This is a genomic window from Pseudomonas sp. S36 (assembly GCF_016647875.1).
GTDB lineage: Bacteria > Pseudomonadota > Gammaproteobacteria > Pseudomonadales > Pseudomonadaceae > Aquipseudomonas > Aquipseudomonas parafulva.
In genome coordinates this window covers 1-17,570 of the sequence record NZ_JACVVG010000071.1, presented here as the reverse complement: position 1 = coordinate 17,570, position 17,570 = coordinate 1, and the positions used below count along the sequence as shown (strand labels likewise).

Genomic DNA, 17,570 nt, shown 5'->3' with positions numbered 1-17,570 from the left:
TCAGCGCTTGACGGGCATCCATGCCCGTCACCTCCCTCCGCAAGCCCTGCGTTCGGCCTCCTGAAGTCGCAATCTGTGTTGCCTGGACTATCGCGCACTTAGAAGCAACAGCACAGCACAGCAACAGCAACAGCAACAGCAACGACACTTAATCGACTGCTTCAGGCGACCCTTGCCAGTGGGAACAGGCGTTTGAAGTTGGTGGTTGTCTGTTCGGCCAACTGCTCGTAACTGGCACCCCGCAGCGAAGCGACATACTCTGCAACTTCACGCACATATTGCGGGAGGTTCGGTTTGCCACGATGGGGAATTGGCGCAAGGTACGGCGCATCGGTTTCCACCAGAAGACGATCAGCAGGCACCTGCCTGGCCACTTCCCGCAACGCGTCAGCATTGCGGAAGGTGACGATGCCCGACAACGAGATGTAATAGCCAAGGTCCAGCGCTGCCTTGGCCATTTCCCAATCTTCAGTAAAGCAGTGCAGCACGCCCGCCTGAGGCAGGCTTGCTTCGCGCAAAAGCGTCAGCGTATCAGCCCGTGCCGCCCGGGTATGCACAATCACCGGCTTGCCCGTCTGCCGCGAGGCTTCCAGGTGCAAGCGGAAAGACGCCTGCTGAAGCTCGGCAGCTTCAGGCTCGTAGTGGTAATCCAGCCCGGTTTCACCGATTGCCACCACATGAGGATGCGACAGCTCATGCAGCAACCACTCAAGCGCAGGGGTTTCGCCCGGCGCCAGGTCCAGTGGATGCACGCCTACCGAGCAGTCCACATCAGCGTACTGCTCAGTGAGCGCTTTCACCGCGCCGGCATTTTCGGCGCTCACGCCGATGCACAGAAAATGGCCTACGCCCCGACCACGTGCCGCCTCCAACGCCGCATCGAGCGAGCCCTGGTGAGCAGTGAGGTCCAGACGGTCCAGATGGCAATGGGAATCTACAAGCATGGGCTACGCACACAAAAATGAATGAAAATCAGCGGGCAGCTGGCAATTGCAACCAGTGGGCCAGCAGCGATTCGAGCAACAGAACACGGTTCAGGTTGGCCTTGCCAAGCACCTTCTGGCGCTGCTCCAAAGTCCATGTCTGAACCTCAAGCACCTTGGCCGGCCGACTTTTCTGGGCCAGGTATTGCACCACCTTGCGCATGTCGGCCAACCCTAGGCCGTCCTCGTCCTGGGTCAATTGGTAGCGCAAGATCAGGTGCGCCCAATCGCAGAACCAGTCGAACAACAGCAGCAGCGGCACGCCGGTCCATGCCTCCGCCAGTTGGCTGGGGAAAGCCTGCTGTTTAAGCAACTTCTTCACCCCATCGGCAACCAGCGCGCGCTGTTCTCGAACGCCCTGCGCCTGCAGGCTGACTGCAAGCAGTGGCGAACCTGCGGCCAGTGCCAAAAGCTCCGCGCGCTCACTTTCATCACTGCCTGGCAAGGCTCCGGCCAGCCAAGCCTGGCTCTGGGCCTGGCTGGGCTGCGGGCACGCCACCTGCTGGCACCGGCTTTTGATGGTAGGCAGAAGGCGGCTCGGTTGGTGCGTCACCAGCAGCAGGACGGTATCGCCCGAGGGCTCTTCCAGGCTTTTGAGCAAGGCGTTCGAGGCGTTGACGTTCATGGCCTCGACCGGCTCAATCAGGACTACCTTGCGACCACCCAGTTGCGCCGTCTGCACCACGAAGGCGACCAACTCGCGCACCTGGTCAACCTTGATCGGTTTGTCGAGCTCTTCGGGCTCCAAGATGAAATTATCCGGGTGGCTACCGGCCTTGAGCAAATGGCACGACTTGCAGGTGCCGCACGCCTCCGTACCCTGAGGCTGCTGACACAGCAACCGTGCCATCAGGCGCTCGGCCAACGTCCGTTTGCCGGTGCCTTGCGGGCCGTGCAGCAAGTAAGCATGGGCGTGCTGGGCGCGACCGGCAAGTTGCTCCCACAGCGCCTGTTGCCATGGGTAGCCATCAGCCACGGCAGCGTTCCACGATACCAGGCACCAGCCCGTCGATGGCCCGCTGGACTGCGTCAAGCGACTGCGCGGCATCCAGATGGCTATAACGGTGGGGCTCTCGCTCGGCCCGTTGCAGATAAGCATGGCGCACCGCTTCGAAGAAGGCCTGCCCTTCCTGTTCGAAACGGTCCAGGCGGCCGCGGGCCGCCGCTCGGGCCAAGCCGACTTCGACCGGCAAGTCGAAGATCAGGGTCAAATCAGGACGCAAGTCCCCTTGCACGAACTGCTCGAGGGTGGCGATACGCGCAACCGACAAGCCGCGACCACCGCCTTGGTAAGCGTAGGTGGCATCGGTAAAGCGGTCACACAGTACAACCGCACCCCGCGCCAGCGCTGGCCGTATCACCTGCGCCAAGTGCTGGGCACGGGCGGCGAATACCAGCAGGAGCTCGGTGTCGGCAGCCATCGCCTCGTCACTGGGGGCCAGCAGCAGCTCCCTGATTTTTTCGGCCAATGGCGTGCCGCCGGGTTCACGGGTCAACACCACATCCAGCCCCTGCTCGCGCAGGCGCGCAGCGAGGTAGTCACGGTTAGTGCTCTTGCCTGCGCCTTCGGGGCCTTCCAGAGTAATAAACAAGCCGGTCACGGGCAGTCCTTAATGTTTTACTTCAGGCGTCGTCGGCGCGGTGGCCGGCGCGTCGCTGGCGCTGCCATTGCCGGCCGGCTCAGCGGGTGGCGACGGCTCAGGGGGCTGGCCGGTGCTGTCTGCCTGAGGCTGGGCGGCGGCTTCGCCACCCGGCTGGGTTGTCTGAGGTGCGGGGCTGGAGCGGTAGTCCGCCCGCCGCTTTATCTGGAACTCGCGCACGGCGGAGTTATGGTCGTCCAGATCATCGGAAAACACATGGCTGCCATCACCGCGCGCAACGAAATACAGGCTGGTGCCATCCGCCGGGTTAAGCGCGGCATGGATGGCTTCACGGCCCACCATGGCGATAGGCGTGGGTGGCAGCCCGGTGATGGTATAGGTGTTGTAGGGCGTGGGCTCACGCAGGTCGGCGCGGGTGATTCTGCCGTTGTAGCGTTCGCCCATGCCGTAGATCACCGTGGGGTCGGTCTGCAACATCATGCCCAGGCGCAGACGCCGCACGAACACGCCGGCAATCTGCCCACGCTCCTGGGGAATACCGGTTTCCTTTTCCACCAGCGATGCCATGATCAGCGCCTGGTAGGGGTCACGGTATGGCAGGTCACGCGTACGATCGGCCCATTCTTTAGCCAGAACTTCTTCCAGGCGCATATAGGCCTGCTGCAGCAGCTCGACATCGGTCATGCCGCGCACGAACCGGTAGGTATCGGGGAAGAAGCGGCCCTCAGGGAACACACCGGTGTGACCCAGCTTGTCCATGACCTCTGCATCCGATAGCCCGTCCAGGGTCTGCTTGATCTTCTCGTGCCTGGCGACAGCCGTGCGCACCTGGCGGAATGTCCAACCCTCCACCAAGGTGAGGTTGTACTGCACCACATCACCGCGCCGCCAGGCATCAAACAGCTGCTCAACCGTCATGCCTGGGGTAAGCCGGTACTCCCCGGTATGCAATGGCACGCCGGCCATGTTGAACCGCCAGTACAGGCGCAGCCATAGAGCATCATCCAGCAGGCCCTCCTGCTGCATGCGGTAGAACATGCGGTTGGGGGTGGCACCGTTGGGCACGTCCAGCAGGCGCTCCTGCTCCACGTGCAGGGGCTGGTCCAGCACAGCGTGAACCTTCCAGGCCGACCAGCCAAGCGCAAGGCCGGCAATGATCAAGCCCATTTCCAGCAGCAGCAGGAATTTACGTCTCACGAATTCAGGTTTCCAGTAACGTACGGGCGACAGCCTGCAATTTACGCGTGAGCGGGCCAGGCGACCAGTTTAGCTCGCCTGCACTGCGCACGGGCCATATGCCGTACACGCTGTTGCAAACAAATACTTCGTCGGCTTGCTCAAGCTCAGGGTACGGCAGGTCACGCACGTGTGAGGGGATGCCGAGCAATGGGGCCTGCTGCAACAACGCGGCGCGCATTACCCCTGCCACGCCGCAGCGCTGCAGGTCAGCAGTGAGCAGCGTACCGTCGCGCACCAGAAACAGGTTGCTGTACACCCCTTCGATGATCCGGTCATGCCCATCACACATCAGGCCTTCTGCATGTTCACTGCCCTGCCACTCGGCACGGGCCAGTACCTGCTCCAGGCGGTTGAGGTGTTTGAGGCCTGCCAGCAAGGGTTGTTCCCCAAGCCGCGTCTTGCAGAGAAAAAGGCGCACGCCCTGATCGCCGTAGGACTGGGGATAGGCCGGCAGTGGGCTGGCTTGCAGGATACGCCGGGCTGGCGCATCCGCCACGGGCGCGTAGCCACGCTGGCTGTCGCCACGGGTGAGGATCAGTTTGGCGACGCCTTCCCCTAGCTGGCTGGCAAAGCGTTGAAGCTCATCGGCGACCAGTGCCACATCCACCGGGATGAACAGGCGTTGACACCCCAAGGCCAAACGCGCCATGTGTTCGCCCAGCAGGCTGGGCCGGCCGTGACGCACGGCGATGGTTTCAAACACACCATCGCCGTAGGCCAGGCCCCGGTTCTGCAGGTTAACCGCAGCCTGGGGTTGGCCATCTACCCAGCTGTGCATCAGCCGGCAAACCGGCGGAACACCAGGGAGCCATTGGTGCCACCAAAACCGAAGGAGTTGGACAGCACCACGTCGATCGGCATGCTGCGCGCCTGGTGCGGCACGAAGTCCAGGTCACATCCTTCGTCCGGCTCGTCGAGGTTGATGGTTGGCGGAGCCATCTGGCTGTTGATGGCCAGCACGCTGAAGATCGCTTCAACCGCACCTGCTGCACCCAACAGATGGCCTGTCATCGACTTGGTCGAGCTCACGGCCAGTTTGTAGGCATGCTCGCCAAATACACGTTTGATCGCCGACACTTCGGCCAGGTCGCCTGCTGGGGTCGAGGTGCCGTGGGCATTGATGTAGCTGACCTCGTGCGGTTCAACACCGGCATCGCGCAGGGCGTTGGCCATGCACCGTGCAGCGCCTTCGCCGGTTTCAGGCGGCGAGGTCATGTGGTAGGCGTCGCCACTCATGCCAAAACCCACCAGCTCTGCGTAGATGGTGGCACCACGGGCCTGGGCGTGCTCGAGTTCCTCAAGCACCAATGCGCCAGCGCCATCGGACAGTACGAAGCCATCACGGCCCTTGTCCCAGGGGCGGCTTGCGCGGCTCGGCTCGTCGTTGCGCGTAGAAAGCGCACGCGAAGCGCCGAAACCGCCCATGCCGAGGCCGCAGGCGGCCATTTCAGCACCGCCGGCGATCATCACATCCGCTTCACCGTAAGCAATGTTGCGCGCCGCCATGCCGATGCAATGAGTACCGGTGGTGCAAGCGGTGGCGATGGCGTAGTTCGGCCCCTGTAAACCCAGGTGAATCGACAGGAAGCCCGAGATCATGTTGATGATCGAGCCCGGCACGAAGAACGGCGAAATGCGCCGTGGGCCGGAATCGTGCAGCGTGCGGCTGGTTTCTTCGATGTTGGTCAGCCCGCCAATACCAGACCCCATGGCAACGCCGATGCGCTCGCGGTTGGCGTCGGTCACTTCAAGGCCGGCATTGCGCACGGCCTGGAAGCCTGCGGCCAGGCCGTACTGGATGAACAGGTCAAGCTTGCGGGCCTCTTTGGCCGACAGGTATTGCTCGACCTCGAAGCCTTTGACCGAGCCGCCAAAACGGGTGGAGTAGGCAGAAAGGTCCGTGTGTTCGATTGGACCGATGCCACTACGGCCAGCCAGAATGCCTTGCCATGTGCTCGGTACATCGGTACCCAGTGGCGACAGCATGCCCATACCGGTGACCACGACGCGTCTACGCGACACAGTACTCTCCTTTTCTAATGTCAGAGTTTCTTGCCATTGCATTCAACGCAATGGAAATGAAATGGCAACAAGCTCTCGATGCCCGGGGCCGGACACCCCATCGTTTGAAACGGGACGCTTGCAAAGAAAAAACCGCACGCCGGCGAAGGCAGTGCGGTTTTTCCCGACAAGAAGCGTCGACTGCAGCGTCTTAGGCCTGGTGGGCGTTGACGTAGTCGATAGCAGCTTGAACGGTAGTGATCTTCTCGGCTTCTTCGTCAGGGATTTCGGTCTCGAATTCCTCTTCCAGAGCCATCACCAGCTCAACGGTGTCAAGCGAATCGGCACCCAGGTCATCGACGAAGGACTTCTCGTTAGTCACTTCTTCTTGCTTGACGCCCAGTTGCTCGGCGACGATTTTCTTGACGCGTTCTTCGATGTTGCTCATACCTAGGTTTACTCCTAATGGATATATGTCAGGCAGCTGGCCGGTGGCTAATTTTATAGAAGAACGCCTGCTTTTCAAGCTAAACGCGCCTCTCCCTTCAGCACCGCACCCGCCGCCCGGAATCTGATTGCAGCTTTATAACGGATTTTAGGCTCGCAGTATGACTCTTTTTTTACTGAATCCGTCACATTGAGTTGCGATATTACATGTACATGCCGCCATTGACCGGCACGGTAGCACCGGTCACATAGGCTGCACCTTCCGACGCCAGGAACGAAACCACCTTGGCGATTTCTTCTGCCTGACCCAGGCGGCCCAGCGGAATCTGGGTCTGCAAGGCCTGACGTTGGGCCTCAGGAAGCTCGCGCGTCATGTCTGTATCGATGAAGCCCGGGGTTACCGAATTGACGGTAATGCCCCGCGAACCCACTTCACGCGCCAGGGCGCGGCTGAAACCTTCCAGGCCAGCCTTGGCAGCAGCGTAGTTGGCCTGCCCGGCGTTACCCATGGCGCCGACTACCGAGCCGATGCTGATGATACGGCCCCAACGGGCCTTGGTCATGCCACGCAACACACCCTTGGACAGCCGGTACAGGCTGTTGAGATTGGTATCGATGACATCGAACCACTCGTCATCCTTCATGCGCAGCATCAGGTTGTCACGGGTGATGCCAGCATTGTTGACCAGGATTGCCGGCGGGCCGAACTGCTCACCAATGGCGGCCAGCACGGTTTCGACGGACTCTGCGCTGGTCACGTTCAGCTCCATGCCGTTACCGGCCACGCCGTGCTCTTTCAGGGTGGCGGCAATACGCTCGGCACCGGAGGCCGATGTAGCGGTGCCAATCACGATGGCACCCTGGCGGCCGAGTTCCAGGGCGATCGCCTGGCCGATGCCACGGCTGGCACCAGTGACCAGTGCAACTTTACCTTGCAGGCTCATGCAAGTTTCTCCAGTTCAGGCCAGCGCCGCGCGGGTGGCGGCGACAGCGTCGGGGGTATTGAGGTTGTAAGTGCTCACGCCATCGGCGCAACGCTTGTTAAGCCCAGCCAACACCTTGCCAGGGCCGCACTCGACCAGGTTGACCGCGCCATTGGCAGCCAACGCCTGTACGCACTCCACCCAGCGCACGGGCTGATACAACTGTGCCAGCAGGTCCTGCTTCAGGGCATCGAGGCCTGGCGCAACGGCGGCAGTGACGTTCTGCACCACGGGGATCTGCGGCGCTTGCCAATCGATGGCGTTGACCGCCTCGGCAAAGCGCTCGGCAGCAGGCTTCATCAAAGCACAATGGGAGGGCACACTGACGGCCAGCGGCAAGGCACGCTTGGCACCTTTGGCCTTGCACAACTCCATGGCACGATCCACGGCAGCCTTATTGCCAGCAATGACAACCTGGCCGGGGGAGTTGAAGTTGACAGCACTGACCACTTCATCCTCGGCAGCCTCGGCGCAAATTTGTACCACTACGGCATCATCCAGCCCCAGAATGGCTGCCATGGCACCGTGGCCGGCAGGCACGGCTTCTTGCATCAGCTGGCCGCGGCGCTCGACCAGGCGGACGGCGTCTTTCAAAGTGATACTGCCAGCCGCTACCAGAGCGCTGTACTCACCCAGGCTATGGCCAGAGACGAACGCCGGCTTGGCACCCCCCTCTTCCAGCCACAGGCGCCACAGCGCGATAGAGGCGGCGAGGATGGCCGGCTGAGTCTTGTCGGTCTGGTTAAGTTGCTCTTCCGGGCCTTCCTGAACCAGCTTCCACAAGTCATAGCCCAGTGCTTCGGACGCTTCCTTGAAGGTTTCGATGATCACCGGCTTCTCGGCGCCGAGCTCGGCGAGCATGCCCAGCGACTGGGAACCTTGACCGGGAAAGACGAATGCGAGAGATGCAGACATTGAACAAGCCCTTATGATCTTGTCGTCGGATAGGGTGCGACAGGCCTTGAGCCCGGCGCAGAATCTGAAAACTTGGATGGAAATACAGACCAAGCGGTCACATTTAAGCATTTCATCGCCGATATGCCTAAGGCCTTCGCTGGGTCGACGCTACAGCAGCAAATCCTCCAGGCGCCCATGCAGCCGCTGCGGCAGGTCTTGCCGGATCTCGATCAACGCCCGCTCGATGGCGCTCTGCAACCCCTGTACACCTGCCGAGCCATGGCTCTTGATGACGATGCCCTGCAAGCCCAGGAAACTGGCACCGTTGTGGCGTGCAGGCGCCAGGTCTGCCTGCAGGCGCTTGAGCAGTGGCATGGCCACCAAACCGGCCAGGCGCGACAACATGCCGCGCCGGAACACCTGCTCGACGCGTTCGCCAATCATGCTCGCCAGCCCTTCGCTGGACTTGAGCAGGATGTTGCCAACAAAGCCGTCACACACCACCACATCAGCAACACCCTGGTACAACCCGTCGCCTTCGACGAAGCCCACGTAGTTAAGCCCGCGGGCGTTCTGCAACAGGCTGGCAGCCAGCTTTACCTGCTGGTTGCCCTTGATGTCTTCGGTACCCACGTTCAACAAGCCTACCCGCGGGCGCTGCACGCCCTGCACTTGGGCGGCAACCGACCCCATGACGGCAAACTGATAGAGATGCTCGGCGGTGCAGTCAACGTTGGCGCCCAGGTCGAGCAACTGACAGAACCCGGTACGCGTAGGCAGCGCCGCCACCATGGCCGGGCGATCAATACCTGGCAGCGTCTTGAGCACGAATCGGGACAGCGCCATCAACGCCCCGGTATTGCCGGCACTGACGCACGCTTGCGCCTTGCCATCGCGGACCAGTTCGAGCGCCACGCGCATCGATGAGTCTGGCTTGCCACGCAACACCTGGGATGGACGCTCATCCATGCCGACCACCTCGCTGGCAGGCGCAATGTGCAGGCGCAAGCGATCGGCAGCCGAGATGCCACTGATGAGTTCTTCCAGGAGGGAGGGTTGACCGACGAGGGTCAGGTGCAGCGAGGGGTTTGCAGAAAGGCAGGCAATGCTAGCCTGGACAATGCTGCGGGGACCGAAGTCCCCGCCCATTGCGTCGATCGCGATGATCTGAGCGGACAAGGATTACTCGTCAGCGCCCTTGTCGACCACTTTGCGACCACGGTAAACGCCTTCTGGCGAAACGTGGTGGCGCAGGTGGACTTCACCGGTGGACTTCTCTACCGACAGTGCGTTTTCCGACAGGGCATCGTGCGAACGACGCATGTCACGGGCAGAGCGGGATTTTTTGTTCTGCTGAACAGCCATAATTGATTAACTCCTAAACGTTTGGGTCACGCTTTAACTGCGCCAAAACACTGAACGGGTTGGACCGCGATACCTCGTCCTTGCTCGAATCGGGCTCGTCTGCGCCCGCCGGCTGCTGGCATTCTTCCGGATGATGAGCAGGCACGATAGGCAAGGCGAGCAAAAGCTCTTCCTCGACCAACGCCTGCAGATCCAAAGGATCTTCGCCCAGTTCCAGCACGTCATAGCCTTTCGGCAACGACTGGGTATTCGCACCCTCCTTCACCACAGCGTACGTACATTCGCTGTGGATCGGCAGGGTGACCAGCTCAAGACAACGCTGGCAAACCATCTTGACTTCGACGTCCAGCGCACTGTGGATAACCACCACGTGCTGTTCATCTCGTTCAAAATCGAACTTCGCCTGCACCGTACCGACATTGTCGGAAAGCGGGTCGCAGAGTCTTTCCAAATCAGCGAGTTGCAGTGAACCGGTAAGGGTTACACCACGATCGGCTAATTTGCGCGGGTCAACGTGAGGTGGAATCGGGTCATTCAACATAGGCGCAGCATTCTAGGGATGCCCCCCGCCCCTGTCAAAGGAAATTGGCGGCATCGTGCGTGATAGAATTTGTTCAACCGATTCAGGAGTCTACCATGCTTCCTCTGTTACTGGCGTCCAGCTCTGCCTATCGCCGCGAATTACTGGCACGCCTGCGCCTGCCGTTCACCTGGGCAAGCCCCGATATTGACGAGCAACAACGGGGTGACGAACCCGCCGTGGAACTGGTGCGCCGGCTGGCCAAGCAAAAGGCCGAAGCCTTGGCGGGCAGCCACCCCGCGCACCTGATCATTGGCTCAGACCAGGTTGCAGTACTGGGCGAGCAGGTGCTGGGCAAGCCACAGACCTTCGAACGGGCTTGCGAGCAGCTGCTGGCGTGCAGCGGGCAGCAGGTGAGCTTTCTCACCGGGCTGGCAGTGCTCAATAGCGCGACCGGGCACTGCCAGGTGGACTGCGTGCCGTTTACGGTGACGCTGCGCGAATTGAGCAGGGAGCGAGTGGAGCGCTATGTCGCAGCAGAACAGCCACTCGATTGCGCCGGTAGCTTCAAGGCGGAGGGGCTGGGGGTGAGCTTGTTCCAGAGCACTCACGGCTGCGATGCGACCAGCCTGATCGGGCTGCCGCTGATTCGGCTGGTGGATATGCTGACCGAAGAAGGGGTGGTAGTGCCGTAGGCTGCCTTGAGTTTTTTGGCGCTTGTGAGATCGAGCCGCGCTAGCGGCGCTTGATCTCACAAGCACCGCAAAACGCGCGACAGGCCCTTAGCGCAACTGCGGCCCCTGGAAGCCCATCCACATCGCCAGGTGCTCAGCCACACTGGCACCCATGCGCTTGGAGAAGCGGTCGAACGGCGACTCCTGGACGGTGAAATCCACCAGTTCTTTCTCGCCCACGATTTCGCGCGCCACGTAACTGGCGCTGCCCAGCCCATCCACCAGGCCCAGGGCCTTGGCCTGCTCACCCGACCACACGAGGCCGCTGAACAGCTCAGGGTGCTCCTTATCCTTCAGGCGCTCGCCGCGCCCTTGCTTGACCATGGCGATGAACTGCTGGTGGGTGGTATCCAGCACGCCTTGCCAAAAGCGGGTTTCTTCAGGCTTCTGTGGCGAGAACGGGTCGAGAAACGCCTTGTGCTCACCCGAGGTGTAGGCTCGCCGCTCAACACCCAGCTTCTCCATGGTGCCTACAAACCCGTAACCCGCGGCAGTGACACCGATGGAGCCAACCAGGCTGGCCTTGTCGGCATAGATTTCATCCGCGGCGCTGGCGATGTAATAGGCACCGGAGGCGCCCAGGTCGGTGATCACCGCATACAGCTTAATAGCCGGGTATTCAGCGCGCAGACGACGAATTTCGTCATACACGTAGCCTGCCTGTACCGGGCTGCCACCAGGGCTGTTGATGCGCATCACCACCGCTTTGGTCTTGCTGTCCTTGAACGCCTCGCGCAGGCTCTTGACGATGTTGTCGGCACTGGCCGCCTCTTGGTCCGCAATGACCCCGCGCACCTCGACCAACGCCGTATGGCTGGTGCTGCGCGAGGCAGCCTTGTCGATATCCATCAGAGGCGAGAACAGCACCAGAATGCCGAACAGGTAGACGAAGGTCAGCAGCTTGAAGAAAATCCCCCAGCGCCGCGACCTGCGCTGCTCCTGAACACTGGCCAGCAGGGTTTTCTCCAGCAGCTTCCAGCTCTTGCGCTCTTCGCGCTCCTCAGGCTCCGCCTCGGGCGCCTTCCATTCGTCTGCCATGCTTACCTACCTTGGAAGTGAAGTTGGATTACCGGCCAGCCACTGGCGTAACTGGGAAAAGTGATCGATGCACAGCTGCGGGCCAAACTCGGCCAAGGCCTGCAGCGACATGGCACCATAGCCCACCGCGACCGAATGCATGCCCGCATTGCTGGCCATCTGCAAATCGAACGCCGAGTCACCCACCATCAGCGCGCGCTCTGGCGGCACGCCACAGTGACTCAAAATGTGTTCAAGCATCAGCGGATGAGGCTTGCCACGGGTTTCGTCCGCCGCGCGGGTGATATCGAAGAACTGCTCCCAGCCGTTGGCCTTCAAAACTCTATCCAGCCCTCGGCGCGCCTTGCCCGTGGCCACCGCCAGGCGATAACCCTGGGCACGGAAGGCCTCCAGCGATTCCCGCACGCCTTCGAACAGCGGCGAAGGGTGCTGATCGAGCGCCGTATAGATATCAGCATAGTGCTGGCGGAAAACCTCGACCTGGCTCGGCGACAGGTGCGGGTACAGGGTTTCGATGGCCTCGGCCAGTGACAGGCCAATGATGCCCTTGACCGACTGCTCGGGGCTGGGCGCCTCACCTGCACGCGCAGCAGCGGCATTCATGGACTCGACAATACGCCCGATGGAGTCGGCCAGGGTGCCGTCCCAATCGAAAATCAACAGCTGGTAGTCACGGCGCACTCAAACGCTCCACGGTCTTGGCCCACACTTCGTCCACGGGCGCCTCCAGCTTGAGCTCGCCACCATCGGGCAGCGGCACGGTCAGGGCGTAGGCATGCAGGAACAGCCGCTTGCCGCCCAGTTCGCGAATTTCGCGGCTGAAGTCTTCGTCGCCATATTTGCTGTCACCGGCAATCATGTGGCCGGCGTGCAGTGCGTGCACGCGAATCTGGTGCGTCCGGCCAGTGATGGGCCTGGCCTCGACAATGGTCGCGAACTCACCGAAACGACGCAGCACCCGGAACAGGGTCAAGGCCTCCTTGCCCTCATCGTTGACTTCGACCATGCGCTCACCAGAGCGCAGGTTGCTCTTGAGCAGCGGCGCATTGACCTGCTTCTTCGACGTGGGCCAATGGCCGCGCACCAGGGCCATGTAACGCTTGTCGACACCATCGCCGCGCAGCGCTGCGTGCAGGTGGCGCAGCATGCTGCGCTTCTTGGCGATCATCAGCAGGCCGGAGGTATCGCGGTCCAGGCGATGCACCAGCTCCAGCTCCTTGGCATCGGGGCGCAACTGGCGCAACGCCTCGATCACCCCGAAGCTCAGGCCGCTGCCGCCGTGCACGGCAATGCCAGCCGGCTTGTTCATCACGATCAGCGCCTTGTCCTCATGGACAATGGCCGCCTCCAGGCGCTGCAACAGGCCCTGGGCCACCGGCGCTGGCGCGTCACGCTCGGGCAGGCGAACCGGCGGGACCCGCACGATGTCACCGGCCTGGATCTTGTACTCGGGCTTCACACGGCCTTTGTTGACCCGCACTTCACCCTTGCGCAGGATGCGGTAAACCAGCGTCTTGGGCACACCCTTGAGCGCTGTGATGAGGAAATTGTCGATGCGTTGGCCGGCAAGCTCCGGCGCGACTTCGATCAGCTGAACGCCGGAAGTCGGAGGGGTATTGGTCGTCATGGCGGGATCATAACAATTTTTTATGGAATTGAAGCACTTAATCATTGCTGCTATAGTCGCGAACGCCGCCATAAGCGGCAGGCCAGCGGCACCAGGCTCTTTTGCCGGTCCCTGACCTTCGCAATTCTCCAGGACGCGAGGCCGTCCTACGGGGTTTTCGCCAGTTTACCGAATTGCCTGGAATCGCCACCAGCGCTGCGTAGAGAAGACCGAAAAAAACGACAAGTGCGGTGTTTCACCTGCTTACCCGCTTCTTTCGCTGCACCTCTACCCGCCCGTCGCTTTCACGCAACGCACGGCGAATGCTTCGGAAATACCTGCCTTGGACATGAATGGCGCCAGCGCAGAACCTGCGCTGGCGAAAAATGCAACCCGTTGCGGATTCAGCGCGCGGCAGCACCCGAATTATCAGGGATACGTGCAGGGTGGAGATGCACAGCCCTCGGACCGTGTAGCACCGCGTCCGGCCCCTCGCCTCAATCAATGGCGGGTGAGCGGATAAGGTCCTGAACAGACGCCTGCGGGCGTCCACGGCTGACGGTTGATTCCTCCTCCTGACTGAGTGCACCAGGCCCGCTTGGTTGATTCGGATAACAATTCGAAGCCACCGGGGCCGGGTAGGCACCGCAGCAAACAGGACGCGTCGTCGCGACAACGGCAGGCTGGGCAACCGGCTGGTGCCGAACGCCGCTCGACACGGGGATGGCCCGGCCATCCTTTGCGCACCTTGGCACCGACCATGAGACGTCGTGTGTGCCGAACGCCGTTTCCGGCAGCCCGGAAACCGACGGTACAACATGAAAAGAATGCTGATTAACGCAACTCAACCCGAAGAGTTGCGTGTAGCCCTGGTAGACGGCCAACGTCTGTACGACCTGGACATCGAGTCCGGCGCGCGTGAACAGAAAAAGGCCAACATCTACAAGGGCAAGATCACCCGCATCGAACCCAGCCTCGAAGCCGCTTTCGTCGACTTCGGCTCCGAACGTCACGGCTTCCTGCCGCTGAAAGAAATCTCCCGCGAATACTTCAAGAAGGCCCCTGAAGGCCGGGTCAACATCAAGGAAGTGCTCAGCGAAGGCCAGGAAGTCATCGTCCAGGTCGAAAAAGAAGAGCGTGGCAACAAGGGCGCCGCCCTCACCACCTTCATCAGCCTGGCCGGCCGCTACCTGGTCCTGATGCCCAACAACCCGCGTGCGGGCGGCATTTCCCGCCGCATCGAAGGCGAAGAGCGCAACGAACTGCGTGAAGCCCTCAACGGCTTGACCGTACCCGGCGACATGGGCCTGATCGTGCGCACCGCGGGCCTGGGCCGCAGCAGCGAAGAAATGCAGTGGGACCTCGACTACCTGCTGCAGCTGTGGACCGCCATCAAGGAAGCGTCCCTGGACCGCGCAGCACCGTTCCTGATCTACCAGGAAAGCAACGTCATCATCCGCGCCATCCGCGACTACCTGCGCCAGGATATCGGCGAGGTGCTGATCGACAGCATCGATGCCCAGGAAGAAGCCCTCACCTTCATCCGCCAGGTCATGCCGCAGTACGCCAGCAAGGTAAAGCTGTACGAAGACAGCGTGCCACTGTTCAACCGTTTCCAGATCGAAAGCCAGATCGAAACCGCCTTCCAGCGCGTGGTCGAACTGCCGTCCGGTGGTTCGATCGTGATCGACCCTACCGAGGCCCTGGTGTCCATCGACATCAACTCGGCGCGCGCCACCAAGGGCAGCGACATCGAAGAAACCGCCTTGCAGACCAACCTGGAAGCGGCTGAGGAAATCGCCCGCCAGCTGCGCCTGCGTGACATCGGCGGCCTGATCGTCATCGACTTCATCGACATGACGCCCGCCAAGAACCAGCGCGCTGTCGAAGAACGTGTGCGTGAATGCCTGGAAGCCGACCGTGCCCGCGTGCAGGTTGGCCGTATTTCGCGCTTTGGCTTGCTGGAGATGTCTCGCCAGCGCCTGCGCCCATCGCTGGGCGAAAGCAGCGGTATCGTGTGCCCACGCTGCTCCGGCACCGGCATCATCCGCGACGTCGAATCGCTGTCGCTGGCCATCCTGCGCCTGATCGAAGAAGAGGCCCTGAAGGATCGCACCGCCGAAGTGCGGGCTCAGGTACCGATCCCGGTGGCCGCTTTCCTGCTCAACGAGAAACGCAACTCGATCACCAAGATCGAGCTGCGCACCCGTGCACGCATCATCATCCTGCCTAACGATCACCTGGAAACGCCGCACTTCGAAGTCCAGCGCCTGCGCGACGACAACCCGGAAGTGCTGAACAACCAGTCCAGCTACGAGATCGCTGCCTCCGAAACCGAGGAAGCGCCGCAGCCGACCGCCACCCGCACGCTGGTACGCCAGGAAGCTGCGGTGAAAACTGCACCCGCCCGCGCCAACGCACCGGTTCCGGCCGCCGCCGAAGAAGCCCCTGCTGCCACCCCGGTGGCGCCAGCACCGAGCGCGCCAGAACCCAGCCTGTTCAAGGGTTTGGTAAAGTCGCTGGTCAGCCTGTTCGCCGGCAAGGAAGAGCCGGCTGCCGCGCCGGTCGTTACCCCTGCCGAGAAGCCGGCTGCCGAGCGTAGCTCGCGCAATGAAGAGCGCCGTAACGGTCGCCAACAATCGCGCAACCGCAACGGCCGCCGTGACGAGGAGCGCAAACCGCGCGAGGAACGTGCCGAGCGCGCGCCGCGTGAAGAACGCGCGCCACGAGAGGAGCGTGCCCCGCGTGAAGAACGAGCGCCTCGCGAAGAACGTGCTCCGCGTGAAGAACGTGCACCGCGCCAGCCCCGTGAAGACCGCCGCGGCAACCGAAACGAAGAGCGTGTGCGTGAATTGCGTGAACCGCTGGACGCCACCCCACCTGCCGAACGAGAAGAGCGCCAGCCACGTGAAGAACGTGTAGCCCGGGAAGAGCGAGCTCCGCGCGAAGAGCGCGCACCACGTGAAGAACGCGCACCTCGCGAGGACCGTGCTCCGCGTGAAGAACGCGCACCCCGCGAGGAACGCGCTCCGCGTGAAGAGCGTGCACCCCGCGAAGAGCGTACTCCGCGTGAAGAACGTGCCCCACGCGAAGAGCGCTCACCTCGCCCACCGCGTGAAGAGCGCCAACCTCGCGTTACCGTGGAAACCACTGAACAGGCCGCCGAACTGGCCGAAGAGCAACTGCCGAACGAAGAGCATCTGCAGGATGACCAGGAAGGCAGCGATGACGAGCGCCCACGCCGCCGGTCCCGTGGCCAGCGTCGCCGCAGCAATCGTCGCGAGCGTCAGCGCAACGCCAATGGCGAGCTGATCGATGGCAGCGAAGAAGAAGGCAACGAAGAGCAGCCTCAACAGCACGGTGCAACCGAACTGGGTGCGGAGCTCGCCGCAGGGGTTGCTGTCACCGCAGCCGTGGCCACCAGCAACATCAGCGCCAATGCCGAAGCCCAGGCCCATCAGCAGGCCGAGCGCGCCACCGCTGAAGTGGCTCCGGTCGTCGAGCATGAAAGCGCCGAAGCTGCACAGCCTGCCGAACAGCCCGAAGCCGTAACCACCGAGCAGGCCATTGCCATCGCACCGGTGGTCGAGCAGCCGGTGAGCGAGCCTGTTGCAGTGGTGGAGCCGGCTGTAGAGCCCGTGGTGGAAGTTGCACCGCAGCCTGCTGTTGAAGCAGCCCCAGCTGTTGAGCCGGCGCCGGTCATCCACCTGCCAGCCGAGGCGCCAGTGGCTGATGCCGAACCGGCCCAGGTCGTTGTCGAGCCGGCACAGGCTGCTGCGCAAGCCACCCCTGCGGTTGAAGAAGCTGCACCTGTTGCAGAGGTTCAACCAGAAGCAGTGGCCGAGCCCGAGCCTGTAAAAGAGCAAGCCGCCGCCGCTGAAACACCGGCAGCAGTAGAGCCTGCCACCGTCATGCTGTCCAACGGCCGCGCGCCGAACGACCCGCGTGAAGTGCGCCGCCGTAAGCGCGAAGCCGAGGCTGCCGCCAAGGCCGCGCAGCAGCAGCCAGCCCTGGAAGCCGCCGATGAGCACAAGCCTCATCACGGTTGATAACCACGGCTGAATAAAAAGCCCCGCCAGCGCAAACTGGCGGGGCTTTTTATTTCCCTGTGTCCCGTCCTGAATAAGGTTTACACCTCCCATCCCGATTTTCCGGA

The 17,570-nt window shown here is 62.1% G+C and carries 17 protein-coding genes; 2 read left to right on the top strand and 15 right to left on the bottom strand.

Annotated features, from left to right (window positions below):
- Positions 1–161 precede the first annotated feature (161 nt).
- The 12 genes from IAE36_RS22690 to IAE36_RS22635 all read right to left on the bottom strand — a co-directional run bounded on the left by IAE36_RS22690 (position 162) and on the right by IAE36_RS22635 (position 10,057).
- A complete protein-coding gene (locus IAE36_RS22690; protein WP_201214881.1) occupies positions 162–944 on the bottom strand; it encodes a TatD family hydrolase in 783 nt (260 codons plus the stop codon).
- Between the two features lie 28 nt (positions 945–972).
- Entirely contained in the window at positions 973–1,959 is a 987-nt protein-coding gene (locus IAE36_RS22685; RefSeq protein WP_201214880.1) for a DNA polymerase III subunit delta', read from the bottom strand.
- The gene (gene tmk, locus IAE36_RS22680) at positions 1,952–2,584 is read right to left on the bottom strand and encodes a dTMP kinase (protein WP_201214879.1); all 633 of its coding nucleotides are present in this window, start codon (positions 2,582–2,584) and stop codon (positions 1,952–1,954) included. The genes IAE36_RS22685 and tmk overlap by 8 nt, the downstream gene beginning before the upstream one ends.
- 9 nt (positions 2,585–2,593) lie before the next feature.
- Positions 2,594–3,781 carry an endolytic transglycosylase MltG gene (mltG, locus tag IAE36_RS22675; protein WP_201214878.1) on the bottom strand — a complete coding sequence of 396 codons (1,188 nt, stop codon included), beginning with the start codon at positions 3,779–3,781 and terminating at the stop codon, positions 2,594–2,596.
- Positions 3,782–3,785: 4 nt separating this feature from the next.
- On the bottom strand, positions 3,786–4,601 hold the full coding sequence (gene pabC / locus IAE36_RS22670) for an aminodeoxychorismate lyase (protein WP_201214877.1): 816 nt from the start codon (positions 4,599–4,601) through the stop codon (positions 3,786–3,788).
- The gene (gene fabF, locus IAE36_RS22665) at positions 4,601–5,845 is read right to left on the bottom strand and encodes a beta-ketoacyl-ACP synthase II (protein ID WP_028633630.1); all 1,245 of its coding nucleotides are present in this window, start codon (positions 5,843–5,845) and stop codon (positions 4,601–4,603) included. The genes pabC and fabF overlap by 1 nt, the downstream gene beginning before the upstream one ends.
- A gap of 190 nt (positions 5,846–6,035) precedes the next feature.
- Complete coding sequence (acpP, locus tag IAE36_RS22660) at positions 6,036–6,272, bottom strand: acyl carrier protein (protein WP_028633629.1); 237 nt, start codon at positions 6,270–6,272, stop codon at positions 6,036–6,038.
- A gap of 202 nt (positions 6,273–6,474) precedes the next feature.
- A complete protein-coding gene (gene fabG, locus IAE36_RS22655; RefSeq protein WP_201214875.1) occupies positions 6,475–7,215 on the bottom strand; it encodes a 3-oxoacyl-ACP reductase FabG in 741 nt (246 codons plus the stop codon).
- Between the two features lie 15 nt (positions 7,216–7,230).
- Positions 7,231–8,169 (bottom strand): ACP S-malonyltransferase, encoded by a 939-nt coding sequence (gene fabD, locus IAE36_RS22650; RefSeq protein ID WP_201214874.1) that lies wholly within the window; start codon positions 8,167–8,169, stop codon positions 7,231–7,233.
- 150 nt (positions 8,170–8,319) lie between these two features.
- Positions 8,320–9,330, bottom strand: a complete 1,011-nt coding sequence (gene plsX / locus IAE36_RS22645; protein WP_201214873.1) for a phosphate acyltransferase PlsX — start codon at positions 9,328–9,330, stop codon at positions 8,320–8,322.
- 3 nt (positions 9,331–9,333) lie between these two features.
- A complete protein-coding gene (rpmF, locus tag IAE36_RS22640) occupies positions 9,334–9,516 on the bottom strand; it encodes a 50S ribosomal protein L32 (protein ID WP_028633625.1) in 183 nt (60 codons plus the stop codon).
- A gap of 13 nt (positions 9,517–9,529) precedes the next feature.
- Entirely contained in the window at positions 9,530–10,057 is a 528-nt protein-coding gene (locus IAE36_RS22635) for a YceD family protein (RefSeq protein WP_080667849.1), read from the bottom strand.
- A gap of 95 nt (positions 10,058–10,152) precedes the next feature.
- Between IAE36_RS22635 and IAE36_RS22630 the strand changes: the two genes are divergently transcribed.
- Positions 10,153–10,731, top strand: a complete 579-nt coding sequence (locus IAE36_RS22630; protein WP_201214872.1) for a Maf family protein — start codon at positions 10,153–10,155, stop codon at positions 10,729–10,731.
- Between the two features lie 87 nt (positions 10,732–10,818).
- Here the strand turns inward: IAE36_RS22630 and IAE36_RS22625 are convergent, their stop codons facing one another.
- From IAE36_RS22625 to rluC, 3 genes are read right to left on the bottom strand one after another with little or no spacing between them, the layout of a single operon-like run.
- Entirely contained in the window at positions 10,819–11,808 is a 990-nt protein-coding gene (locus tag IAE36_RS22625; RefSeq protein WP_201214871.1) for a S49 family peptidase, read from the bottom strand.
- 6 nt (positions 11,809–11,814) lie between these two features.
- A complete protein-coding gene (locus IAE36_RS22620) occupies positions 11,815–12,489 on the bottom strand; it encodes an HAD family hydrolase (RefSeq protein ID WP_201214869.1) in 675 nt (224 codons plus the stop codon).
- On the bottom strand, positions 12,479–13,435 hold the full coding sequence (gene rluC, locus IAE36_RS22615; RefSeq protein WP_201214867.1) for a 23S rRNA pseudouridine(955/2504/2580) synthase RluC: 957 nt from the start codon (positions 13,433–13,435) through the stop codon (positions 12,479–12,481). Before rluC ends, IAE36_RS22620 begins: the two co-directional genes overlap by 11 nt.
- Before the next feature lie 797 nt (positions 13,436–14,232).
- On the opposite strand from rluC, the gene rne reads away from it, so the two are divergent.
- Positions 14,233–17,463 carry a ribonuclease E gene (gene rne / locus IAE36_RS22610; protein WP_201214865.1) on the top strand — a complete coding sequence of 1,077 codons (3,231 nt, stop codon included), beginning with the start codon at positions 14,233–14,235 and terminating at the stop codon, positions 17,461–17,463.
- Positions 17,464–17,570 lie beyond the last annotated feature (107 nt).

Bases quoted from the DNA above. Each gene is read 5' to 3' on its own strand.
- IAE36_RS22690 (WP_201214881.1), bottom strand. From the start codon at position 944: ATGCTTGTAGATTCCCATTGCCATCTGGACCGTCTGGACCTCACTGCT.
- pabC (WP_201214877.1), bottom strand. From the start codon at position 4,601: ATGCACAGCTGGGTAGATGGCCAACCCCAGGCTGCGGTTAACCTGCAG.
- acpP (WP_028633629.1), bottom strand. From the start codon at position 6,272: ATGAGCAACATCGAAGAACGCGTCAAGAAAATCGTCGCCGAGCAACTG.
- fabG (WP_201214875.1), bottom strand. From the start codon at position 7,215: ATGAGCCTGCAAGGTAAAGTTGCACTGGTCACTGGTGCCAGCCGTGGC.
- fabD (WP_201214874.1), bottom strand. From the start codon at position 8,169: ATGTCTGCATCTCTCGCATTCGTCTTTCCCGGTCAAGGTTCCCAGTCG.
- rpmF (WP_028633625.1), bottom strand. From the start codon at position 9,516: ATGGCTGTTCAGCAGAACAAAAAATCCCGCTCTGCCCGTGACATGCGT.
- IAE36_RS22635 (WP_080667849.1), bottom strand. From the start codon at position 10,057: ATGTTGAATGACCCGATTCCACCTCACGTTGACCCGCGCAAATTAGCC.
- IAE36_RS22630 (WP_201214872.1), top strand. From the start codon at position 10,153: ATGCTTCCTCTGTTACTGGCGTCCAGCTCTGCCTATCGCCGCGAATTA.
- IAE36_RS22625 (WP_201214871.1), bottom strand. From the start codon at position 11,808: ATGGCAGACGAATGGAAGGCGCCCGAGGCGGAGCCTGAGGAGCGCGAA.
- rluC (WP_201214867.1), bottom strand. From the start codon at position 13,435: ATGACGACCAATACCCCTCCGACTTCCGGCGTTCAGCTGATCGAAGTC.
- rne (WP_201214865.1), top strand. From the start codon at position 14,233: ATGAAAAGAATGCTGATTAACGCAACTCAACCCGAAGAGTTGCGTGTA.